This is a genomic window from Leucobacter chromiireducens subsp. solipictus, assembly GCF_016758195.1.
GTDB lineage: Bacteria > Actinomycetota > Actinomycetes > Actinomycetales > Microbacteriaceae > Leucobacter > Leucobacter solipictus.
Map to the genome: position 1 here is coordinate 20,475 of NZ_QYAC01000007.1, position 20,041 is coordinate 40,515.

Genomic DNA, 20,041 nt, shown 5'->3' on the forward strand with positions numbered 1-20,041 from the left:
GGCCTACGCGGTGCGATCCTCATTCGGGCGCGGCACGCCGGGGCGCAGCTCGCCCGCCTCGATGCGCACGGGAAGCCGGTTTTCCGGGGGCGGGAAGGGGCACGTCGCGCTGGCGGAGTACGCGCAGGGCGGGTTCGTGGTGCGCGTGAAGTCGATGCGTACGGTCGACGCGTCGAGCGGCGTGACGTCCACGAAGCGTGCCGCCGGGAACGTCAGATCGGTGCCGGTCTCGTCGGCAAAGATCGCGCGCAGGTCACCGCCCTCCACGGAACCGAAGAGGGTGAGCGCGACCTCGGTGCCGGCGACCTGGAACACGGCGCGGCCCGGGGAATCGTAGTGCTGGGTGCGGTCGTTGCCCGCGGCGGAGGCGACCTCCACGCCGGTGCGGTCCGCGGGCTCGAAGCGTGCGGTGATCACCCACTCGCGGCGCGGCGGGAACGTTGCGGTCCCGGTGTAGGACGTGCGATCCGGCGACGCGGGATCCCGCGGCCGCACGATGACGCCGCCGCTCCGCGCGGCCACCTCCAGCTGCACGTCACCCCAGGCGAGCGCGGTTCCCGCGGTGCCCGTGAGCGGGCCCAGCTGCACGGTTCCGGCCACGGGTGAGCCGTCGCGGGTCACCCCGTCGGCGGCGTCGAGCTCGACCGTGACGAGGCCATCGGCCGTGACGCTCCACCGGCCCGGGATGCCGGGCAGGGCCGCCGGGTCACGGGAAAGCCAGTGCAGCGCGGTCGCGCTAAGGGGGCCGAACGGGGCAGTGCGCGCCCGCTCAACCTCCGCATGCCACACCGCGTGGGCATCGGCGAACGGGGTGGTGGTGCTCGTGGACATGGCGCTCCCTCAGCGTCGTCGGAAAGGACGCCTCCACACAATCATGCGGGGCCGAGAACCGGGTGAATGTGACCGGAAGTTTCGCGGAACCCACGGCCCGGGCAGAATACTGCCATGAGCCTCACACACCCCGGCACCCTGCGCGGCAGCCGCGTCACCCTCGAACCGCTCGCCGCAGCGCACCACGACGGCCTCGTCGACGCGGTACGCGACGGGGAGCTGTGGGACCTCTGGTACACCCTCGTCCCGCGACCCGAGGGCATGGCCGCGGAAATTGAGCGTCGGCTCGCACTCCAGGAGCGCGGCACCATGATCCCGTTCACCACGCGCCGCACCGACACCGGGCAGATCATCGGTATGACCACGTTCATGAACATCGAGGCCGAAACCCCGCGCGTCGAGATTGGTTCCACGTGGAACGCGCGCAGCGCGCAGGGCAGCGGCACCAACCCCGAATCGAAGCTCCTGATGCTCGGCCACGCGTTCGACGTGTGGGGCTGCACGGCGGTGGAATTCCGCACGGACTTCCACAACCACCAGTCGCGCGCCGCGATCGCCCGCCTCGGGGCCAAGCAGGACGGCGTGCTGCGCGCCCACCGCCAGGGGGAAGGCTACCTGCGGGACACGGTCGTGTTCTCGATCACCCAGCCCGAGTGGCCGGGTGTGCGGCTCGGGCTCCAGCACCGCCTCGCGAGGCGCGAGGGCACCTCCCCGAGGGAGATGTAGCGCCTGCCCCTTGCCTCCCCGCGCCCCGAACCCCGTCGAGAACGCACTGACGCACGTTCTCGGTCGCCGTGGCGGTGTCACAGTGCGCGCTCGGTGGCCCGGCGTTCGAGCCTCGCCCACCGTGGATCACATTCCGGGCTTGACCTTGTCATGGTGACAAGGTGTTCACTGGACGTGGAGGTGGTCACCCATGACCCAGGAACACTCGTCAGCCCACGGGGACGCCGGGCTGCGCGCGGCGCTTGCCGCAGCGGACCCGTCGACGCGGCTGCAGGCGGCCCTCACCGCGGGCAGCCGGCCCGATCCGGCGTTCATCGCACCGCTGCTCGCCCGGTGCGCATCGGAACCCGATTTTTACGTGCGCGACATGCTGACCTGGGCGCTGATCCAGCACGACCATGCCGAGGTGCTGACGCAGCTCCTCCCCGAACTGGAGGCGCCGACCGCGCAGGCCCGCAGCCAGGCCCTGCACACGCTCTCGAAGATCGGTGATCCGCGCACCTGGTCCGCGATCCGACCCCACCACCTCCGCGACGCCGACGATGACGTCGCCCGGGCTGCATGGCGGGCCGCCGCGGGCCTCGTGCCCGCGACGGACGCCGCTGCGCTCGCCGAGGAGCTTGCGCGCCAGTTCGGGCGCGGGGATCGCGACGTGCAACTCAGCCTCAGCCGGGCCTTCGCGGTGCTCGGCGCGGCCGCCGAGGGTGCCGTGGAGCGCGCGCAGCAGAGCCAGGACGCCGCGGTGCGCGTGCACGCGGCAGCGACCGAGCGCATCATGCAGGATCCCGAGGAGGGCTTTGACGCCGCGCTGCACGAGGCGCGCCGGGTCGTGGCGCTGCGCGATGCGCCGCGGGCGGAGGGGTGAGGCGGTGCTGATCGGGGAAGTCGCCGCGCGGTCGGGGGTGAGCGCCCGCATGCTGCGCCACTACGACCGGATCGGGCTGGTGTCGCCGAGCGTGCGGACATCGGGCGGGTACCGCGACTACACGAACGCGGACATCCAGCGCCTGTTCCATGTGGAGGGCCTGCGCACGCTGGGCCTGGGACTCCCCGAGGTCGCGGCGGTGCTGGACGATCCCGCATTCCAGCCGCGCGACATGGTGGCGCAGCTGACGGCCCAGACGCGCGCGCGGATCGCCCGGGAGGAGGCGCTGCTTCGCACCCTGGAGCGGGTGCAGGCCAGCGCGCCGCGCGACTGGGCCGAGGTGCTGCAGACGATCGGGCTGCTCCGGGGCCTGGAATCGCCCGAAGCCTCCGAGCGACTCCGTGCGGCGCTCCGCCTGGACGGCGCGGACGCGGGTGGCCCCGACGTGGCCCCGGTCGTGGCGGCCGCGCTCGCGGAGACCGATCTCAACGCCGCGGGAGCGCTCGACTGGGCCCTCGCGCAGCGCGGTGACGCCGCGGTGCCGCTGCTCGCCGCTGCTCTGGAGGATCCCGCGCGCGCCCGCAGGCACCGCGCTGTCGAGGCGCTCCGAAAGATCGGATCGGGCCCCGCCCTGCGCGCGCTCGCCGCCGCGACCCGCCACCCCGACCCCGTGGTCCGGGCGCGAGCCGCCATCGCGGCCGGAATGCTGGGAAACCTCGAGGCCGTGCCGGATCTGCTCGCGCTCGTGGCGGCGGGGCGCGACGACGTCGAAGCGGGGGATGTCCTCGCCGAGCGTGCGGCCGCCGCGCCGCACGCTGCCGAACGGATCGCGGCGGACCTAGCGGCGGCCCTGACGCGTGCCGACGACGCCGGCCGATACCGGCTCGTGGCGCTCCTCGCCGACCTGCCCGGCGACGCGGCCGCGGAGATCCTGCGCGCCCGGGTGTCGGATCCGGCACCCCGCGTGGCCCGCACGGCGCAGGCGCTGCTCGACCGCCGCTGAGGTGCCCGGGTGTGCGCGGGGCGCGCTCGGTGGGGACGCCGGCTGACCGCGCCCGGCCGGCTAGTCGGCGTGCACGCTGACCGGGCCGAGCCGCCGCAGCTGCGTGACGTGCCCCGGGTCGAGTTCCGCGAGCGACGACACCCCGAGCAGGCGCATGGTGCGCTCGATCTCGCTGCGCAGGATCGCGATCGTGCGATCCACCCCCGCGCGACCGCCCGCCATCAGGCCGTACAGGTAGGCCCGCCCGATGAGCGTGAAGTCGGCCCCGAGCGCGATGGCCGCGACGATGTCGGCGCCGTTCATGATGCCGGTGTCGATCATCACGGTGAAGTCGTCGCCCACCGTCCGGCGCACGCTGGGCAAGAGGTGGAACGGGACGGGCGCGCGGTCGAGCTGGCGACCGCCGTGGTTGGAGAGCACGATCCCGTCGACGCCGGCGTCGCGGAGCCGCAGCGAATCCTCAAGCGTCTGCACGCCCTTCACCACGATCTTGCCGGGCCACAGTTCGCGAATCACCGCGAGATCGTCGAAGCTGATCGTCGGATCCATCGCGGCGTCGAGCAGCTCACCCACGGTCCCGCCGGTGGTGGCGAGCGACGCGAACTCGAGCTTCGGAGTCGTGAGGAAATCGACCCACCACCACGGCCGCGGCAGCGCGTTGATGACCGTGCCGAGGCTGAGCTGCGGGGGAATCGAGAAACCATTGCGCTTGTCGCGCAGGCGCGCGCCGGACACCGGGGTGTCGACCGTGAAGTGCAGGGTGTCGTAGCCCGCCGCCGCGGCGCGGCGCACCAGCCCGTAGGAGATCTCGCGATCCCGCATCACGTACAGCTGGAACCAGTTGCGACCGTCCGGGTTCGTGGCCCGCACATCCTCGATCGAGGTCGTGCCGAGCGTGGACAGGGTGAACGGGATCCCCGCCGCCGCCGCTGCGCCCGCGCCCGCAACCTCGCCCTCGGTCTGCATCAGCCGGGTGAAGCCCGTCGGGGCGATGCCGAATGGCAGCGCGCTGGGCCCGCTGAGAATCTCGACGCTCGTGTCTACCTCGGGGGCCGGGCGCAAGATGCTCGGGTGGAACTCGATGTCTGCGAAGGCCTGGCGGGCGCGCGCCAGCGAGAGCTCGCCCTCGGCCGCGCCGTCGGTGTAATCGAACGCGGCCTTCGGGGTGCGCCGCTTCGCGATCGTCCGCAGGTCGTTGATGGTCAGGGCCCCCGTCAAGCGACGACGTTTCCCGTTGAAGTCGGGGCGCTTGAACTGCATGAGCTCGAGCAGTTCGGTGGGCTTCGGCAACTGGCGGGTAACCATGGGGCTCTCTTCGGGTCGGGGTGCGTTCACTGTCGACGTTAGCGCTGAGCGGGAGTTGAATGGGGGTGATATTTCAGCAGCGGCGTGGATCTGGCAACCACGGCCCGCAGATCGGCAAGTTCCGGGCCGAGCTGGCCCAGGGCCTGCGCCTGCAGAAGCAGGTTGCCCATTGCGGTGGCCTCGACGGGGCCGGCGAATACCGGCAGGCCGGAGCGGTCGGCGATCCGCTGGCATAGCAGCGTGTTCTGCGATCCGCCGCCGATGATGTGGATGGCGGACACGTCGCGATCTGCGAGCGCCGCCCCGGTCGCGACGGCCTCAGCAAATGCGACCGCGAGGCTTTCGATGATCGAGCGCACGATCTCGGCGGGACCCTCGGGGGCGCGTTCGCCGCGATCGGCGAACCAGCGCAGGATCCGGCCGGGGATATCGCCCGGCGGCAGGAACATCGGGTCGTTGACGTCAAACACGGGCACGTGGCCCGGCACGCGAGCCGCTTCGCCCAGAAGGACGTGCAGCGCGTTCGTGTCGCTCGCCGAAATGTCCCCGCGCCGTTCCCACACCCGGAGGGACTCGGAGAGCAGCCACATGCCCATGACGTTGTGCAGGAACCGGGTGGTCCCCAACACCCCGCCCTCATTCGTGAAATTCGCGGTGCGGGCCGCCTCGCTGAGGACTGGCGCCTCGAGCTCGAGCCCGACGAGGCCCCAGGTGCCGCACGAAATGTATGCCACGTCGGGGTGGGCGCTCGGGATCGCGGCAACAGCCGATGCGGTGTCGTGCGAGGCGACGGCCAGGACATCGAGCGGTCGTCCCACCATCTTGGCCACGTCTGGGGTGAGCTGGCCGAGCCGGGTCCCCGCGTCGACCAGCGGAGCGAAGATCCGGCGGGGAATCCCAGCCCGGTCCGCGAGGTGCAGATCCCACTCCAGGGTGTGCGGGTCCAGGAGCCCGGTCGTTGACGCGTTGGTGCGCTCGGCGGCTTCGGTTCCCGTGAGCCAAAAGTTCAACAGGTCCGGCACGAGCAGCATGCGATCGGCAAGCGCGAGGAGTTCCCCCTCGGTAGCAAGCTGAAACACCGTATTGAAGGCGAGGTGCTGGAGCCCGTTCCGGGCGTACAGCTCCTCGGCAGTCACCCGCGCGTGCACGGTAGCAACCCCGGCTTCGGTCCGGGAATCCCGATAGTGATAGGGCACCCCAAGCAGGCGACCGTTGCGAAACAGGCCATAGTCGACAGCCCACGAGTCGATACCGAGCGATGCAATTTCGCCCGGCGCACTCCGCTCCGCCGCGGTCAGTCCGGCGAGAGTCTGGCGATACAGCTCAAGCAGATTCCAGTGCAACCCGTCCCGGGTGCGCACCGGGTCATTCGCGAAGCGGGCGACGTGTTGGGTGCGAAGCACCCCACCGTCGCGGCCAGCCTCGACGCGGCCAACGATCACGCGGCCGCTCGTCGCCCCGAGATCGACCGCGGCGACGGCTCCGTGCGCTCGGTGCCCGGTCATCGCAGGAACGCGGCGGCGACGCCGGAGTCGACCGGGATGTGCAATCCCGTGGTGCGGCTGAGTTCGGGGCCGGTCAAGACGTACACGGCGTCTGCGACGTTTTCGGGGACTACCTCGCGCTTCAGGATCGTGCGGTTCGCGTAGAACTGCCCCAGATCTTCTTCGTCGACACCGTAGGTCGCGGCACGGTTTGCGCCCCACCCCGAAGCGAAGATTCCCGAGCCCCGCACCACACCGTCGGGATTAATGCCGTTGACGCGGATGCCGTGCTCGCCGAGCTCGACGGCGAGCAGCCGCACCTGGTGTGCCTGGTCCGCCTTGGTCGCTGAGTACGCGATGTTATTGGGGCCGGCAAAGACGCTGTTCTTCGAGGAAATGTAGATGATGTCGCCGCCCATTCCCTGCGCGATCATGGCTCGGGCAGCGGCCTGGGACACGAGGAAGGATCCCTTCGCCATGACGTCGTGCTGCAGGTTCCAGTCGTCCTCCGTTGTGTCGAGCAGGGATTTCGAGAGGGACAGCCCGGCGTTGTTGACGATGAGATCGACGCCGCCGAAGGCGAGCACCGCCGTGTCGATCGCCTGACGCACGGCGTCCGCATCGGCGACATTCGCGGCGACGCCGATGGCAACGTCGGTGCCCCCGAGTTCGGCGGCCGCGGCGTGCGCGGTGGCGAGGTCGAGGTCGGCAACGACCACGCATGCGCCCTCTGCCGCGAGGCGGGTCGCGATGGCCTTCCCGATTCCCGAGGCCGCGCCGGTGACCACCGCGATCCGGCCCTGATGCGACTTTGGCTGCGGAAGCCGCTGCAACTTTGCTTCCTCGAGCGCCCAGTATTCGATCCGGAACTTCTCTGCATCGCTGATCGGCGCATAGCTGGAGAGCGCTTCGGCACCCCGCATCACGTTGATCGCGTTGACATAGAACTCGCCGGCGACGCGCGCTGTCTGTTTGTTCGCCCCGTAACTGAACATGCCGACACCGGGGATCAACACGATGAGGGGGTCGGCACCGCGCATCGCGGGGCTGGTCTCGTCGGCGTGCGCTTCATAGTAGGCGCGGTAGTCGGCGCGGTAGGCCTCGTGGAGCTCGTGGAGGCGCGCGATCTGCTCGTCGACCGTCGCGGTGGTCGGCAGATCGAGCACCATCGGCTTGACCTTGGTGCGGAGGAAGTGGTCGGGGCAACTGGTGCCGAGAGCCGCGAGCGGTGCGAGCTTTTCGCGCGCCATGAAGTCGAGGACGGCCTCGCTGTCGGTGAAGTGGCCGACCATCGGCTTGTCGCGGCTCGCGATCCCCCGGATCACGGGTGCAAGTTGCGCGGCGCGGCTGCGGCGCTCGGCGTCCGGGAGCGCCGTGAAGTCGGGGACCACCGCGCCGAAGGGTTCGGCCGTGCCGTGCTCGGCGATGTACGCAGCGGCGGTATCGATGATCCAGAGCGAGTGCTCCTCAGCTTCTGCGCTGGTGTCTCCCCACGCCGTGATCCCGTGCCCGCCGAGGATGCACCCGATAGCGTTCGGATTCGCTTCCTTGATCGCGGCGATGTCCAGGCCGAGCTGGAAGCCGGGCCGACGCCACGGCACCCACACCACGCGATCGCCGAAGATCTGGGCGGTCAATGCCTCGCCATCCGCTGCAGTGGCGATCGCGATGCCCGCGTCCGGGTGCAGGTGGTCCACGTGGGCGGCATCGACGAGGCCGTGCATGGCCGTGTCGATGGACGGGGTCGCACCTCCCTTGCCATGCAGGCAGTATTCGAGGGCGGCCACCATCTCGTCTTCGTGGTCCACGCCGGTGTAGACCGCGGTAAGGGCGCGAAGCCGGTCGACGCGCAGCGCGGAGAGGCCTGCTGCGGTCAGCGTGCCGAGATCCCCGCCGGACCCTTTCACCCACATGAGCTCGATGGTCTCGCCGGTGACCGGATCGATCGCCGGGCCCTTTGCCGAGGTGTTCCCGCCAGCGAAGTTCGTATTCTTCGTGTCGGCACCCAGGCGGTGAGAGCGAGCGAGTAAGTCCTCGACGGTGAGGGGGAGAGTCATGGGTGCTCCTGATCCAGAGGTGTTATTTTATGTGAACATAACATGAAATAACACGCCCGACAAGTGGCGTCGCGTACGGCCTGGTGCCTAGTGGATCTCCAGGTGGTTTCGGTATGGATCGAGCTTGGGGTCGCCCGGATCCAGCTCCGTGACGATCGCAGAGATTCGGGCGAGGGGCAGTGCCATTCCCGTCGCGCGCTTGCCCAGTTTCGAGGAATCGATGCACAGGACGGTTCGGTCGGCGGCGTTGGCGAGGTGGCGCTTCACCTCGGCCTCTGCAAGTGAGGTCTCGGAGCTGCCAGCTTCGGGGGTGATGCCGATTGCTGAGGTGAAGAACGTGCGAGTGTGCAGGAGTTGCGCGCCAGCGTGGGCAATGGGGCCAACGAGGCTGCCGGTGACGGGCTCGGGTGTCCCCCCGGTGAGGTGTACGGTGAGGTTGCTCAGCCTGGCGAGGCGGTCGAACGTCTGCAGCGAGTTGGTGCATGCAGTGAGCGCGCCGCGCTCCCCGAGCAGCTCTGCGAGGGCGTTGACGGTCGTTGAGGCATCGAGTGCGATCGTGCCCTCGTGCGGCACGAGCTTAAGCGCTTTTCGGGCAATGACGCGCTTTGCGGTGCCGTGCGTCGCCAAGCGATCGTCGTAGCTTCGTGGGCCGAGAGCGCTGACGGCCCCGCCGCGCACGCGTTTCAATGCGCCGTCGATCTCGAGAATCTCGAGATCGCGTCTGATCGTCATGGTCGAGACCGCGAACTGGCGAGCGGCCTGCTCGAGGGTGATCTCGCCAGTGCGCTGAATGTGCTCGACGAGCTCACGTCGCCTGCGTTCGCCGTCGAGGCTGCTGTTTACGGCCATGCCCCGAGCATACTGATGTGCGGAGTGGGTGCGGCGGTCAGCGTCGCTCGGGGATTGAGCTGCCTGACGGGCGTCGCCCTTGCGCTGGGATCGTGCGTCTGTTAGCTTCATTGAAACATTTAGGGTTCAATGAACCAAAATATGTGCGGCGGACCCCATGCGTCCGCGACCAACACAAAGGAGTGGAAGATGGCGAAGGCCGGACCGTACGAGGGTGTCACCGGATCCGAGGCCGCGATCGAGCGGGCGATGAACGCGGGCGACGGTATTCTCCGTCTTGCACCGACCTGGGTCCCCCGCGCGTTCTGCACCCCCGGGCGGCGGATTCGGCTCCACCCCGACGACTACTTCCCGCTGGGGAAGGAGCGCGGCGGGATTGATGAGCGCTGGCTCGCCAGCGCCGTCCGTGCCGAAAATGGGCCGCGCACCGACCCGTTCGAAGGTCTCAGCCTCGTGCTGGATCCGGACGGTGGCGTGATCCCGCTCGACGAGTTCATCGCCCACGTCAAGGGCGATGCGATCGGTGGACTGTGGGAGAGCCACGGCCTGTGGCCCATGTATTCAAAGTTCTTCGACAACGAGTTCCCGCTCCCATTCCACATTCACCACCGCGATGAACACGCAGCACTGGTCGGGAAGCCGGGAAAGCCGGAGGCGTATTACTTCCCGCCTCAGATGAACAACCACGGAGGCCAGTTCCCGTACACATTTTTTGGGTTGCACCCCGAGGTCACCAAGGACCAGCTGCGGGAAAAACTTGCGGCGTTTCTCTCCGGCGGCGACAATCGGATCACGGATCTCTCGAAGGCGTATCGAATCACTCCCGGTACCGGATGGGACGTCCCCGCGGGAATTCTGCACGCCCCGGCGAGCATGTGCACCTACGAACCACAGGCTGCGTGCGACGTGTTTGCGATGACCGAATCCTGGTCGAACAACCGCGAGGTGCCGGATGACCTTCTCTGGAAAGACGTACCCGCCGACCGCGTCGGTGACCTCGATTTCATCGTCGACCTCGTCGACTGGGAACGCAATGTAGACCCAGAGTTCTGGAGTCACCGTTTCACCCCGCCGGTCGAAACGAGCGCAAGTCGCACCGGGTCCACCGAATACATCGAACGCTGGATCACCTACCGTGCCACCGCGTTCAGCGCAAAGGAACTCACCGTGGCCCCGGGAGGCGTGGCTCGGATCGCCGAACGCGATGCGTACGGGCTCATCGCCGTCGCGGGACATGGCCGATTGAACGACGCGCCGATTGCCGCGATCTCAAGCATCCGCTACGGTCAACTCTCGAGCGACGAGTTCTTCGTGACCGCGGCGGCGGCACGGAACGGAGTCACCGTGACCAACACTTCGGGCACTGAGGATCTCGTGATCTTGAAGCACTTCGGACCGGCCAACGAGCAGCTCGCGGCCGAGCGCGAGGAACTGGGGTTCGATCGATGACCGGCGCTCCTCTCCTATACGGCCGCACACGCGCAGAGGCCACGCGCAGGGTTGGCCACCTGAAACAACTCGCTGGGATTGACGATCTCGTTGAGACGCAAGGGAGCGCGCGCGGTGCCCGCCGCCTTATCCTGACCTCCGGCGGGGGACTCACCGTGGAGATCCATCCGGATCGCGCGCTCGATGTGGGCGCGGTCACCTTCCGCGGCGTTCCGATCGCCTGGCACTCACCCACGGGATTCACCGCACCAGGACTGAGCGTGAACGCCGAGACGGAGTGGCTGCGTGGGTTCGGCGGCGGGTTGCTCGCGACCTGCGGACTCGATGCGTTTGGGCCCGCGAGCCTCGACGACGGGGTGGCGTATCCGATGCACGGACGCGTGGGAAGTGTGCCCGCAACCGTCACGCGCACCGAGGTCACCGAGACGGAATTGGTGGTGACCGGCGAGGTGCGCCAGGCCGCAGTGTTCGGTGAAAACCTGGTGCTGCGGCGGCGGATCAGTGTCCCCCTCGGTGGCAGCAGCGTGGTCGTGGAGGATCGCGTCACGAACGAGTCACCGAGTGCCGCGGGGCATATGGTGCTGTATCACGCGAACATCGGCTGGCCGTTGCTGGATGAGGCCGCAGTGCTCGAGATCCCGTCGACCTCGGTGACCCCGCGTGACCCCGCAGCGGAGTCTGGGATGGTCGACTGGTTCCAGATCTCAGGCCCGGTCCCGGGTTACGCGGAGCAAGTGTTTAAGCACGACTTCAGCGGGCGCGGGATCGCCAAGGTCGCCGTGGACAACCCGGGGCGTGACCTTCGGCTCACTCTCGCGTTCGATTCCGCGACGCTTCCCGCACTCCACCAATGGAAGATGCTGGGTGAGGGACACTACGTGCTTGGCCTCGAACCCACCAACGTCGACTGGAGCTGGGGCCGCGCAGCGGCTCGCACCGCCGGGGTGTTGCCCACGCTCGAGCCGGGCGAGAGCGTGGACTATCGGCTCGAGTTTCATTGCGGTCCGAGCAGCCGACTGGCTGCGTCCAATGAAGGGAGTGCAGCATGAGCGCTGTGCTTGAGATGCGTGGCATTTCCAAGTCGTTCCCGGGTATCCGCGCGCTCTCCGGCGTCGATCTGGTGGTTGACGCGGGTGAGGTGCACGCGATCGTCGGCGAGAACGGGGCGGGGAAATCGACGCTGATGAAGATCCTTGCCGGGGTGTACCAGCCCGACGAGGGAGAGATCTTGCTGGGGGGTGCCCCAGCGCGGATTTCCGGCCCGATTGACGCCCGCAAACGCGGGATCGGCATGGTGTACCAGGAGCTGAACCTGGTGCCCGATCTCACTGTTGCTGAGAACATCACGCTCGGTGCTCCCCCATCCAGGTTTGGCCTGGTGCAGCGACGCCGGTTGCACGAAGAAGCCGTGGCGGTGCTCGACGCGCTCGACGCGCGGATCAGCCCGACGGCGCTCCTGGGCTCCCTCACCGTGAGTCAGCAGCAAATCGTGGAGATCGCGAAGGCTTACGCGCAGCGACCGAGCATCATCGTGCTCGACGAGCCCACCTCTTCGCTCAGTGAACACGAGTCGCAAGCGCTGTTCCAGGTGGTGAGGCGCATGCGAGAGGATGGGATCGCAATCGTCTACATCAGTCATCGGCTGCGCGAAGTTCTCGATCTCGCCGACCGAGTCACCGTGCTCAGAGACGGGAGACAGATCGAAACGCGTGACTCTGCCGGGCTCACCGCAGGTGAGATGATCCGACTCATGGTCGGCCGGGACCTCACCGACGTGTTCCCGAAGCGCGAGGTACCGATCGGTGGGACCGTTCTTGAGGTGCAGGGTCTTTCCCGGCAGGGCGCGTTCGAGAATGTCAGCTTCGATGTGCGCGCGGGGGAAATTGTTGGCCTTGCCGGGCTCGTCGGAGCCGGCCGCACCGAGGTGGCGCGCGCGATCTTTGGACTTGACCGCGCGCAGACGGGCGTCGTGCGCGTCGATGGCGCTCAGGTGCACGCGCGCACCCCGGGACAGGGAGTCGCCGCCGGGATCGCGTATGTGCCAGAGGATCGCAAACGCGACGGCATCATTCCGTCGGCAGCGATCAAGGACAACATTTCACTTCCGGTACTCGGGCGGATTTCCACAGGGGGCTGGATCTCCCGGGCACGCGAAACCGAGCTCGCGAACACACAGGTGGCAGCGCTCGGCGTCTCGCCGCCGGTGATCGACCGTCCAGTTGACACGCTCAGCGGAGGCAATCAGCAGAAGGTTGTGATTGCGAAGTGGCTCGCGGCGCAGCCGAGAGTCCTGATCCTCGACGAGCCAACGCGTGGGGTCGATGTCGGAGCGAAGGCTGACATCCACGAGATCATCGGGGAGCTCGCGGCGTCAGGGACTGCGATCTTGCTCATCTCCTCGGAGCTGCCGGAAGTGCTCGCCGTGAGCGACCGGATTTTCGTGCTGCACGAGGGCAAAGTCTCTGCGGAGTTGAGCCGAGCAGACGCAAACGAAACCACCGTCATGCAGGCGGCAACAGGGGAGGTGGTGGCGGCATGAGCGACACCAAGCTCGATACGACCCACACTGGGGTGCCGGGCACCAGTCGTGTGACCCGGGCGAATTTGACCGCGCGCATGGGTCCGCTCGTCGGTATGCCGCTCGGGATCGTGCTGCTGCTCGTGGTGGGAGCGATCCTTTCCGACCGTTTTCTCACCGTCGGCAACCTCGTCAACGTACTCATCAACATCTCAATCCTCGGGGTGATCGTGGTCGGGATGACGTTCGTCTTCATCACCCGCGGCCTTGCGGACCTCTCGGTGCCGGCCACCGTCGCGGTCGGCGCGATTCTGACCCTGGCTCTGCAACCCGCGATCGGCACGGTGCCAGCGGCGCTCGTAGCGATCCTCGTTGCGCTCGCCGCAGGCTGTATCAACGGCCTGCTCATCGGCTACGCGCGCATCAACCCGGTGATCACCACGCTCGCCGTGAGCACGATCGTGCTCGGCGTCGCGCAGTGGAGCGTCGGCGGCGTGATCGTGTACGGCTCCGACCCCGCTGCCCAGGCGTTCTTGAACGGCAGAGTGTTCGGGATCCCGATGATCGTGCTCGTGTTCCTGGTCGTTGCGATTGCCGGTCATCTGGTCCTCTCGCGCACCACGCTTGGCCGCTGGGTGTACGCGGCGGGCAGCAACCCTGACGCGACGCGAGCGAGTGCGGTCCCCGTTGCCCGGACCCGAGCCACGGCGTTTGTGCTGACCGCGGGTCTGAGCGGGCTCGCTGGGGTACTCCTCGGCGTCACCTTGCAGACCGCGCGGCCCGGGATCGGCGTCGGTTATGAGTTCGACGCGATTACCGCAGTCGTGGTCGGTGGGATCAGTCTCCTCGGCGGAACCGGCAGCGTGCCGCGTGCCCTCGGCGGACTTCTCTTTGTGGCGTTGCTCAACAACATTCTCGTGCTGCAGGGGGTGCCCACTCCGGTGCAGGGCATCGCGAAGGGCCTCCTCATCATTGGCGCCGTTTCGCTCGATATCTATCTCCGACGGAAAGGAGGCCGCGCATGAACACCTCGTCAGTGACGCCGAACGGCTGGACGCTCGTGCTGCTCGGGCTGGTGCGGTACCGCGTGATCGTGATCCTCGTTGCCACACTCGGGATCGCTGCAACGTTTGTGCCAGGCTTCCTCGAGATAGGAACCCTCAGCCTCGGGCTCGATCGTGCTGCCACAATGGGCCTGATCGCCATCGGGCTCACCGTGGTCCTCATCGCCGGTCAGCTTGATCTCTCCGGTGGCGCGATCCTTGCCCTCTCGAGTATCGCAGCGGTGGGACTGCAGGGAGAGCTCGGGCAGGTGCCCGCCGCGCTCGTGGGGCTCGGCGTCGGTGTGGCTGCCGGGTGTTTCAACGGGTTCTTGGTGGTGGTGCTCAGGATCAACTCCCTCGTCGCGACACTTGCCTCCATGCTGCTGTTTCGCGCGATCTGCCACCTGATTACCGACTCGCGCCCGGTCAGTGGGATCGATCCATTCTTTGGGATCCCGCTCACGCAGCCGCTGGTATGGACGTTCTCGGCCAGGGTGATGGTGTTCTTGGTGCTGATCCTCCTGTTGCACCTGTGGCTCACGCGCTTCGTTGCGGGCCGGAATCTCTTCGCCGTGGGCAGCAACGCCACGAGCGCCTCGGCGAGCGGGATCCGCTCGCGCTGGTATCTCTTCGGGGCGTTTGTCTGTAGCGGGCTCATGGCTGGAATCGCCGGCGTCACTTTCGGGGTCGCCTCGAACACCGGTTCGCCGGTGTTCGGGGACACGATCGTGCTGACCGCGATCGCCGCTGTCGTGATCGGTGGCACCCGGCTTGAGGGTGGCATCGGATCCGCACTCGGCACGCTCGGCGGCATCCTCACGCTCGCTTCGCTCACGACCGCTATGGAATACCAGAGCGTCCCGGCGTACGTGCAGGACATCGTCACCGGGGTGACGCTCCTGCTCCTGATTTTGCTCGACCGACTCACCCATTCCAAACGGGGTGTTGACCTCTCACTGACCACTCTCGTGCGCCGGCTCTCACCGACGAAAACCGGCTCTCAACCGAAAGAAACCGAAAGGACGATCGCATGATCAAGAAGGTACTGTTCACGGGAACAGCGCTTGCAGCGGCGCTGCTGCTCGCATCGTGTGCAACAGGCGGCGGTGCACCTGCCGAAGGCTCTGGCAACGCGGAAGCTGGGGGGAGTGGCAAAGAAATTTGTTACATCACCGCGGCCGAGTCACACGCGTACGCTACTCCGGCAAACAAGGCGTTCCAGGAGGCCGCTGACGCGGCCGGTGCCCAGGTAACGATGCTGAGCCAGGACTTCGATGTGCAGACCGGTACCGAGCAACTCACCACCTGTATCGGGCGCAACCCGGACGGGATCGTGCTGTGGCCGCTCGACCCGCAGGCCTACATTCCGGGACTGATTCAGGCTCAGACCGCCCAGATTCCGGTCGTGCTTATCAATACCCCGATGGACGAGGAAGCGATGAAGCTCGTGGCGAGTTTCACGGGCCCCGACGTCTACGAGGAGGGCAAGCTCTCCGCTGAGGCAATGACGGAGGCACTCGGTGGATCCGGCAAGGTCGTCATCATCGCCGGTCAGGCGGGCAACGGCACGACGATCGGTCGTACCGATGGCTTCACGGACGAGCTGAAGGCAACCGGCGCAGACATCGAGGTGTTGCAGACGGTGAACGCCGACTTCGACCAGCAAAAGGCGCTCGTCGCCAGCCGAGATCTCATCACGCGTTTCGGAGACGACATCGGCGGCGTCTATGCCAACGACGACACCATGGCGCGCGGCTTCATCGATGCCTGGGCCGAGGCAGGCAAGGATCCGCAGGCGATCCCGCCGATCATCGGCATCAACGGCCAGAAGGACGCGTTTGAGTCCATTAAGGCCGGCCAGTTCTACGCGACGATCGTGCAGTCGCCCGTCGAAGACGGCAAGCTCGCGCTCGACACGATTCTCCAGGCCGCCGCCGGTGAGAAGGTCGATGCTCGCCTCCCGATCCCGCTCACGGTTGTGACGGCAGAGAACGTCGACTCCGAGGAGCCCGCCTTCTAGTTACGCACTGCAGACCCCTTCCCCGGGGGCAGGGACACGTGCATCGGGTCCTCACCGCTCGTGAGGACCCGATGCGCGTCTGTGTAACCGGGAGCCGACGCTATGCAGACTCCCGGATGACGAGTTCTGGTTTCAGAATGATGTGGTTTGCCTCGGGGAGCGGTCCCGACCGATTGATCAAGCGAATCATCATCTCGACGGCGGTTCGACCGAGCAGCGTGCGCGGCTGAGAGACGGTCGTGAGCGGAACCGCGCCAACGCCAGCCCACTCAATGTCGTCATAGCCCATCACGGCGATGTCTCCTGGGACGCTGAGGCCGTTGCGGAGCAACTCCTGGGTGAGCCCAAGTGCGAGCATGTCATTGGCGCAGAAGACAGCGGTGGGGCGTTTGTCTGTGGGGCGCGCAGCGAGCGATACTCCGACTCGGCGGCCTTCCTCGAGGGTCCAAGACGTTGTGCTGACGAGTTCGAGAGTGATATCGCCGTCGGATTGATTCACGATTTCCCGTGCGCCCTGATAGCGCAGTTTCACCTTGGGGGAGTGATGCGGATGCCCGAGGAAAGCGATCCTGCGATGACCGCGGTCGATGAGGTGCCGTACGGCGAGCCTGCCGCCCTCACGGTCGTCGACGCCCACGGACCACACGTCATGATCATCGCCGACGCGGTCGACAAAGATCATGGGTACTCCGCGGTCTTTGAGCGACTCGAGGCGCGAGCTGTTTTCGTCGACGGGCGTGATGATGATGCCCTGGACACGCTGCTGCACGAGCAGATCGAGGTTGTGTGATTCGCGCACGGGATCATAGCCGCTATTGCACAGTACGACTCCGAGGTCGTTCTCACGGCACACCTCTTCTGCCCCCAGGGCAACATCGACAAAGAACGGGTTTCCGAGCTCGGCAACGGAGATCCCAATGGTGCGGGTGCGGCCTGGACGGAACTGCCGGGAGCGCTGATCGGGAACGAACTCGAGCTCTGCGATTGCCTGCATCACGCGCTCTCGCGTTTCGGCGCGCACGTAGGACGGGCGGTTGAGAACGTTGCTCACGGTGCCGGCGGAGACACCGGCGAGCGTTGCGACATCGCGAATCGTAGCCAAATCCTACCGCCTTGCACTGTTCGAACTTGGGTTCATTGAACAATGCTACCGCCTTAGACCCTCGGGCGCGTGCGGCGGTGAGACCGTCGCGCTACGCGCCCCACCCCGCCTGCGCGCCGCCGACACGCTCGGCGGCGATGCGTTCCTGGTACCCGGAAGCGGCGTACGCGGCCATCGGGTTGCCGGCGAGGCCGCGCGATTCCCGCCATCCGGCGAGTGCTGGCCGCACGTCGTGCTGGAACGCGTCCATGAAGATCTCGTTGGCTCCGAGGACATCGTTTGCTGACTGCGCGGCCGCGAGAGCCTCTCGATCGAGCAAGAGCGCCCGGGCGGTCATCTCCTGGACATTCAGCACCGAACGGATTTGGCCGGGGATCTTGTCCTCAATGTTGTGGCACTGATCGAGCATGAACGTGACGTCCGGGTGATTGAGTCCGCCCCCGCGCACCACCTCCACGAGAATGCGGAACAGCTGGAACGGATCGGCGGCCCCGACGATCAGGTCATCATCCGCATAGAACCGGCTGTTGAAGTCGAACGCCCCGAGCTTGCCGAGCCGGAGCAGTTGCATCACGATGAACTCGATGTTCGTCCCGGGGGCGTGGTGGCCTGTGTCCAGGCACACCTGGGCGCGTTCGCCCAGTGATGAGACCTGAGCGAAGGCGGTGCCCCAGTCGGGAACATCGGTGTGGTAGAACGCAGGCTCGAAGAACTTGTATTCCAAGACGAGGCGCTGTTCGTCCGAGAGGCGATCGTAAATCTGCTGCAGCGAATCCTGCAGCCGATCCTGGCGGGCGCGCATGTCATTTTGACCGGGGTAGTTGGACCCCTCGGCGAGCCAGATCTTCAGATCTCGGGAGCCTGTCGCATCCATCACGTCGATGCACTCAAGATGGTGGTTGATGGCTTTCTGGCGAATCGCGGGGTCTTCGTGAGTCAGCGCCCCGAACTTGAAGTCGTCATCCTGGAACGTGTTGGAGTTGATCGTGCCGATCACCACGCCCAGCGACTCCGCATGATCCCGGAGCGCAGCGTAGTCCTCGACACGGTCCCACGGGATATGGAGGGCGACTCGAGGGGCCAAACCGGTGAAGCGTTGCACCTGAGCTGCGTCGGCAATCTTCTCGAACGGGTCCCGAGGGGTGCCCGGCGTACCGAACACCTTGAAGCGGGTCCCGGAGTTACCGTAGGCCCAGGAGGGGACCTCGACGGCCTGCAGCGCGAGGGCGTCCAGGATGTCGGGAGTCAGCGTGGTGCTCATGGTTCCGTGCTTTCTGTTGTGGTGCGTGCGGGTGCGGTGCCCTCCGAAATCTCGGCGAGCTGGTCTTCGAGGTGGAACACCTCGGTGAGTCGTGGGGCCTCTTGATCGGGGCGGCCGGCGGAGGCGATGAAGAACTCGCTCATCTCCGCTTCCCACGCGGCGGTGCGGGGGTCCGCTTCGAGTGCGCGCTGCGCGGCGGCGTCATCGTCGGTTTCGTAGACGCCGATGAGCAGTCCATCGGGGCGCAGGAAGAGGGAGTAATTGCGGCGGCCGGCGTCGCGGATCGCGCACAGCATCTCGGGCCAAACGGCCGCGTGGCGGGCCGCGTATTCAGCGATCCGGTCGGGCCGAAGCTGCATTTCGAAACAGACGCGCATGGTCCCTCCGATCGGGCGTGAGGTCTGCGATGAGGTGGGTGGTGCGGGGATCCCGAACGAGAACGGCTCGGGATCCCCGTGGCGCTTAGAAGTCGAAGTCGCCGATGTTGTCGGTGTTGAAGCGGTACGGGTCGCCGAGCAGGACGACGCCGTCCTTTTCGACGGTGTACTCGCCGAGATCGCCGGCCTCGAAGGTGTCGCCCTCGGCACCGGTGATATCGCCCGCCGCGAGCGCGTTCGCCGCGTACGCGGTGAGGTAGCCGAGCTCCTCCGGGTTCCAGAGTGCGAACTCGGTGACGGTGCCGTCCTCGACGTACTCGCGCATCTGGTTCGGGGTGCCGAGACCGGTCAGCGCGACCTTGCCCTTGGCGTCAGAGGTGGAGAGGTAGCGCGCGGCGGCCGCGATACCGACCGTGGTCGGCGACACGATGCCCTTGAGCTCCGGGTAGGTCTGCAGGAGTGCCGCGGTCTTGTCGAATGAGGTCTGGTCGTCGTCGTCGCCGTAGACCACCTCGACGAGCTCAACATCGGGATGGTTCGCCGCGAGCTCTTCCTTCATGAGGTCGATCCAGGCGTTCTGGTTCGTCGCGTTGGCGGCGGCAGAGAGCACCGCGATCTGACCCTTGTCGGCGATCTGCTCCGTAATCATGTCGACCTGCACCTTGGCGATGCCAGCGGCGTCCGCCTGATTCACGAACAGGTCGCGGCAGTCGGTGTTCGTGTCTGAGTCGAAGGTGACGACCTTGACTCCCGCGTCGCGCGCCTCGTTCAGGGCGTCGCAGATCGCTTTCGGGTCGTTTGCCGAGACGGCAAGCGCGTCGGCACCCTGCTGGGCGACGGTGTTGATGAAGCTCACCTGGGCGTCCGGAGTGGCTTCGGCGGGTCCCACCTCGGTGAACGTCCCGCCGAGGGCCTCAATGGCGGCCTTGCCGCCCTTGCTGGAAGTGTCGAAGTAGGGGTTGCCCAGGTTCTTCGGGAGGAACGTGATGCTGGCACCGGAGTCGGATCCGCCCGCGTCGGATCCGGCACTACCGGTGTCCGCAGCGCCGCCGGAACAGCCGGTCAGTAGGAGTGCGGCGCTCGCCGCGATGGCGACGAGCCCGCCGGCCTTTTTCTTCGTTGAGAACCTCATTGTTCGTTTCCTTTCAGTC

General features: G+C 67.0%; 18 protein-coding genes. 9 read left to right on the forward strand and 9 right to left on the reverse strand.

Annotation, left to right across the window (positions count from 1 at the left end; translation table 11 throughout):
• Window positions 1-3 precede the first annotated feature (3 nt).
• Complete coding sequence (locus D3230_RS12920) at window positions 4-831, reverse strand: DUF1684 domain-containing protein (protein WP_202345464.1); 828 nt, start codon at window positions 829-831, stop codon at window positions 4-6.
• A gap of 114 nt (window positions 832-945) precedes the next feature.
• Between D3230_RS12920 and D3230_RS12925 the strand changes: the two genes are divergently transcribed.
• The 3 genes from D3230_RS12925 to D3230_RS12935 all read left to right on the forward strand — a co-directional run bounded on the left by D3230_RS12925 (window position 946) and on the right by D3230_RS12935 (window position 3,425).
• Window positions 946-1,557, forward strand: coding sequence for a GNAT family N-acetyltransferase (locus D3230_RS12925; protein WP_202345465.1), 612 nt, complete (start codon window positions 946-948; stop codon window positions 1,555-1,557).
• A gap of 190 nt (window positions 1,558-1,747) precedes the next feature.
• Window positions 1,748-2,422 carry a HEAT repeat domain-containing protein gene (locus D3230_RS12930; protein WP_202345466.1) on the forward strand — a complete coding sequence of 225 codons (675 nt, stop codon included), beginning with the start codon at window positions 1,748-1,750 and terminating at the stop codon, window positions 2,420-2,422.
• A gap of 4 nt (window positions 2,423-2,426) precedes the next feature.
• A complete protein-coding gene (locus D3230_RS12935; RefSeq protein ID WP_202345467.1) occupies window positions 2,427-3,425 on the forward strand; it encodes a MerR family DNA-binding transcriptional regulator in 999 nt (332 codons plus the stop codon).
• Window positions 3,426-3,485: 60 nt separating this feature from the next.
• Here the strand turns inward: D3230_RS12935 and D3230_RS12940 are convergent, their stop codons facing one another.
• The 4 genes from D3230_RS12940 to D3230_RS12955 form a co-directional block, all read right to left on the reverse strand.
• The gene (locus D3230_RS12940) at window positions 3,486-4,730 is read right to left on the reverse strand and encodes an alpha-hydroxy acid oxidase (RefSeq protein ID WP_202345468.1); all 1,245 of its coding nucleotides are present in this window, start codon (window positions 4,728-4,730) and stop codon (window positions 3,486-3,488) included.
• Between the two features lie 38 nt (window positions 4,731-4,768).
• A complete protein-coding gene (locus tag D3230_RS12945; protein ID WP_202345469.1) occupies window positions 4,769-6,235 on the reverse strand; it encodes a rhamnulokinase in 1,467 nt (488 codons plus the stop codon).
• The gene (locus tag D3230_RS12950; RefSeq protein ID WP_202345470.1) at window positions 6,232-8,271 is read right to left on the reverse strand and encodes a bifunctional aldolase/short-chain dehydrogenase; all 2,040 of its coding nucleotides are present in this window, start codon (window positions 8,269-8,271) and stop codon (window positions 6,232-6,234) included. The genes D3230_RS12945 and D3230_RS12950 overlap by 4 nt, the downstream gene beginning before the upstream one ends.
• Before the next feature lie 87 nt (window positions 8,272-8,358).
• Complete coding sequence (locus D3230_RS12955; RefSeq protein WP_202345471.1) at window positions 8,359-9,120, reverse strand: DeoR/GlpR family DNA-binding transcription regulator; 762 nt, start codon at window positions 9,118-9,120, stop codon at window positions 8,359-8,361.
• Between the two features lie 189 nt (window positions 9,121-9,309).
• Here D3230_RS12955 and D3230_RS12960 point away from each other — a divergent pair, with 189 nt between their 5' ends.
• Genes D3230_RS12960 through D3230_RS12985 form a run of 6 tightly spaced genes read left to right on the forward strand, consistent with a single transcriptional unit; the run spans window position 9,310 to window position 16,150 of the window.
• Window positions 9,310-10,569 carry a cupin domain-containing protein gene (locus D3230_RS12960; protein WP_202345472.1) on the forward strand — a complete coding sequence of 420 codons (1,260 nt, stop codon included), beginning with the start codon at window positions 9,310-9,312 and terminating at the stop codon, window positions 10,567-10,569.
• Window positions 10,566-11,618 carry an aldose 1-epimerase family protein gene (locus D3230_RS12965; RefSeq protein WP_202345473.1) on the forward strand — a complete coding sequence of 351 codons (1,053 nt, stop codon included), beginning with the start codon at window positions 10,566-10,568 and terminating at the stop codon, window positions 11,616-11,618. Before D3230_RS12960 ends, D3230_RS12965 begins: the two co-directional genes overlap by 4 nt.
• On the forward strand, window positions 11,615-13,108 hold the full coding sequence (locus tag D3230_RS12970) for a sugar ABC transporter ATP-binding protein (RefSeq protein ID WP_202345474.1): 1,494 nt from the start codon (window positions 11,615-11,617) through the stop codon (window positions 13,106-13,108). The genes D3230_RS12965 and D3230_RS12970 overlap by 4 nt, the downstream gene beginning before the upstream one ends.
• Window positions 13,105-14,112, forward strand: a complete 1,008-nt coding sequence (locus D3230_RS12975; RefSeq protein WP_202345475.1) for an ABC transporter permease — start codon at window positions 13,105-13,107, stop codon at window positions 14,110-14,112. Before D3230_RS12970 ends, D3230_RS12975 begins: the two co-directional genes overlap by 4 nt.
• A complete protein-coding gene (locus D3230_RS12980) occupies window positions 14,109-15,164 on the forward strand; it encodes an ABC transporter permease (protein ID WP_202345476.1) in 1,056 nt (351 codons plus the stop codon). The genes D3230_RS12975 and D3230_RS12980 overlap by 4 nt, the downstream gene beginning before the upstream one ends.
• Window positions 15,161-16,150: a sugar ABC transporter substrate-binding protein gene (locus D3230_RS12985; RefSeq protein WP_202345477.1), complete on the forward strand. Its 990-nt coding sequence runs from the start codon at window positions 15,161-15,163 to the stop codon at window positions 16,148-16,150. The genes D3230_RS12980 and D3230_RS12985 overlap by 4 nt, the downstream gene beginning before the upstream one ends.
• 100 nt (window positions 16,151-16,250) lie before the next feature.
• On the opposite strand, the gene D3230_RS12990 is transcribed toward D3230_RS12985, so the two are convergent.
• The 4 genes from D3230_RS12990 to rhaS form a co-directional block, all read right to left on the reverse strand.
• Window positions 16,251-17,252 (reverse strand): LacI family DNA-binding transcriptional regulator, encoded by a 1,002-nt coding sequence (locus D3230_RS12990; protein ID WP_202345478.1) that lies wholly within the window; start codon window positions 17,250-17,252, stop codon window positions 16,251-16,253.
• Between the two features lie 91 nt (window positions 17,253-17,343).
• Window positions 17,344-18,513, reverse strand: a complete 1,170-nt coding sequence (rhaI, locus tag D3230_RS12995; RefSeq protein ID WP_202345479.1) for an L-rhamnose isomerase — start codon at window positions 18,511-18,513, stop codon at window positions 17,344-17,346.
• Window positions 18,510-18,890: an L-rhamnose mutarotase gene (locus D3230_RS13000; protein ID WP_202345480.1), complete on the reverse strand. Its 381-nt coding sequence runs from the start codon at window positions 18,888-18,890 to the stop codon at window positions 18,510-18,512. The genes rhaI and D3230_RS13000 overlap by 4 nt, the downstream gene beginning before the upstream one ends.
• A gap of 85 nt (window positions 18,891-18,975) precedes the next feature.
• Window positions 18,976-20,022, reverse strand: coding sequence for a rhamnose ABC transporter substrate-binding protein (gene rhaS, locus D3230_RS13005; protein WP_202345481.1), 1,047 nt, complete (start codon window positions 20,020-20,022; stop codon window positions 18,976-18,978).
• Between the last annotated feature and the right edge of the window lie 19 nt (window positions 20,023-20,041).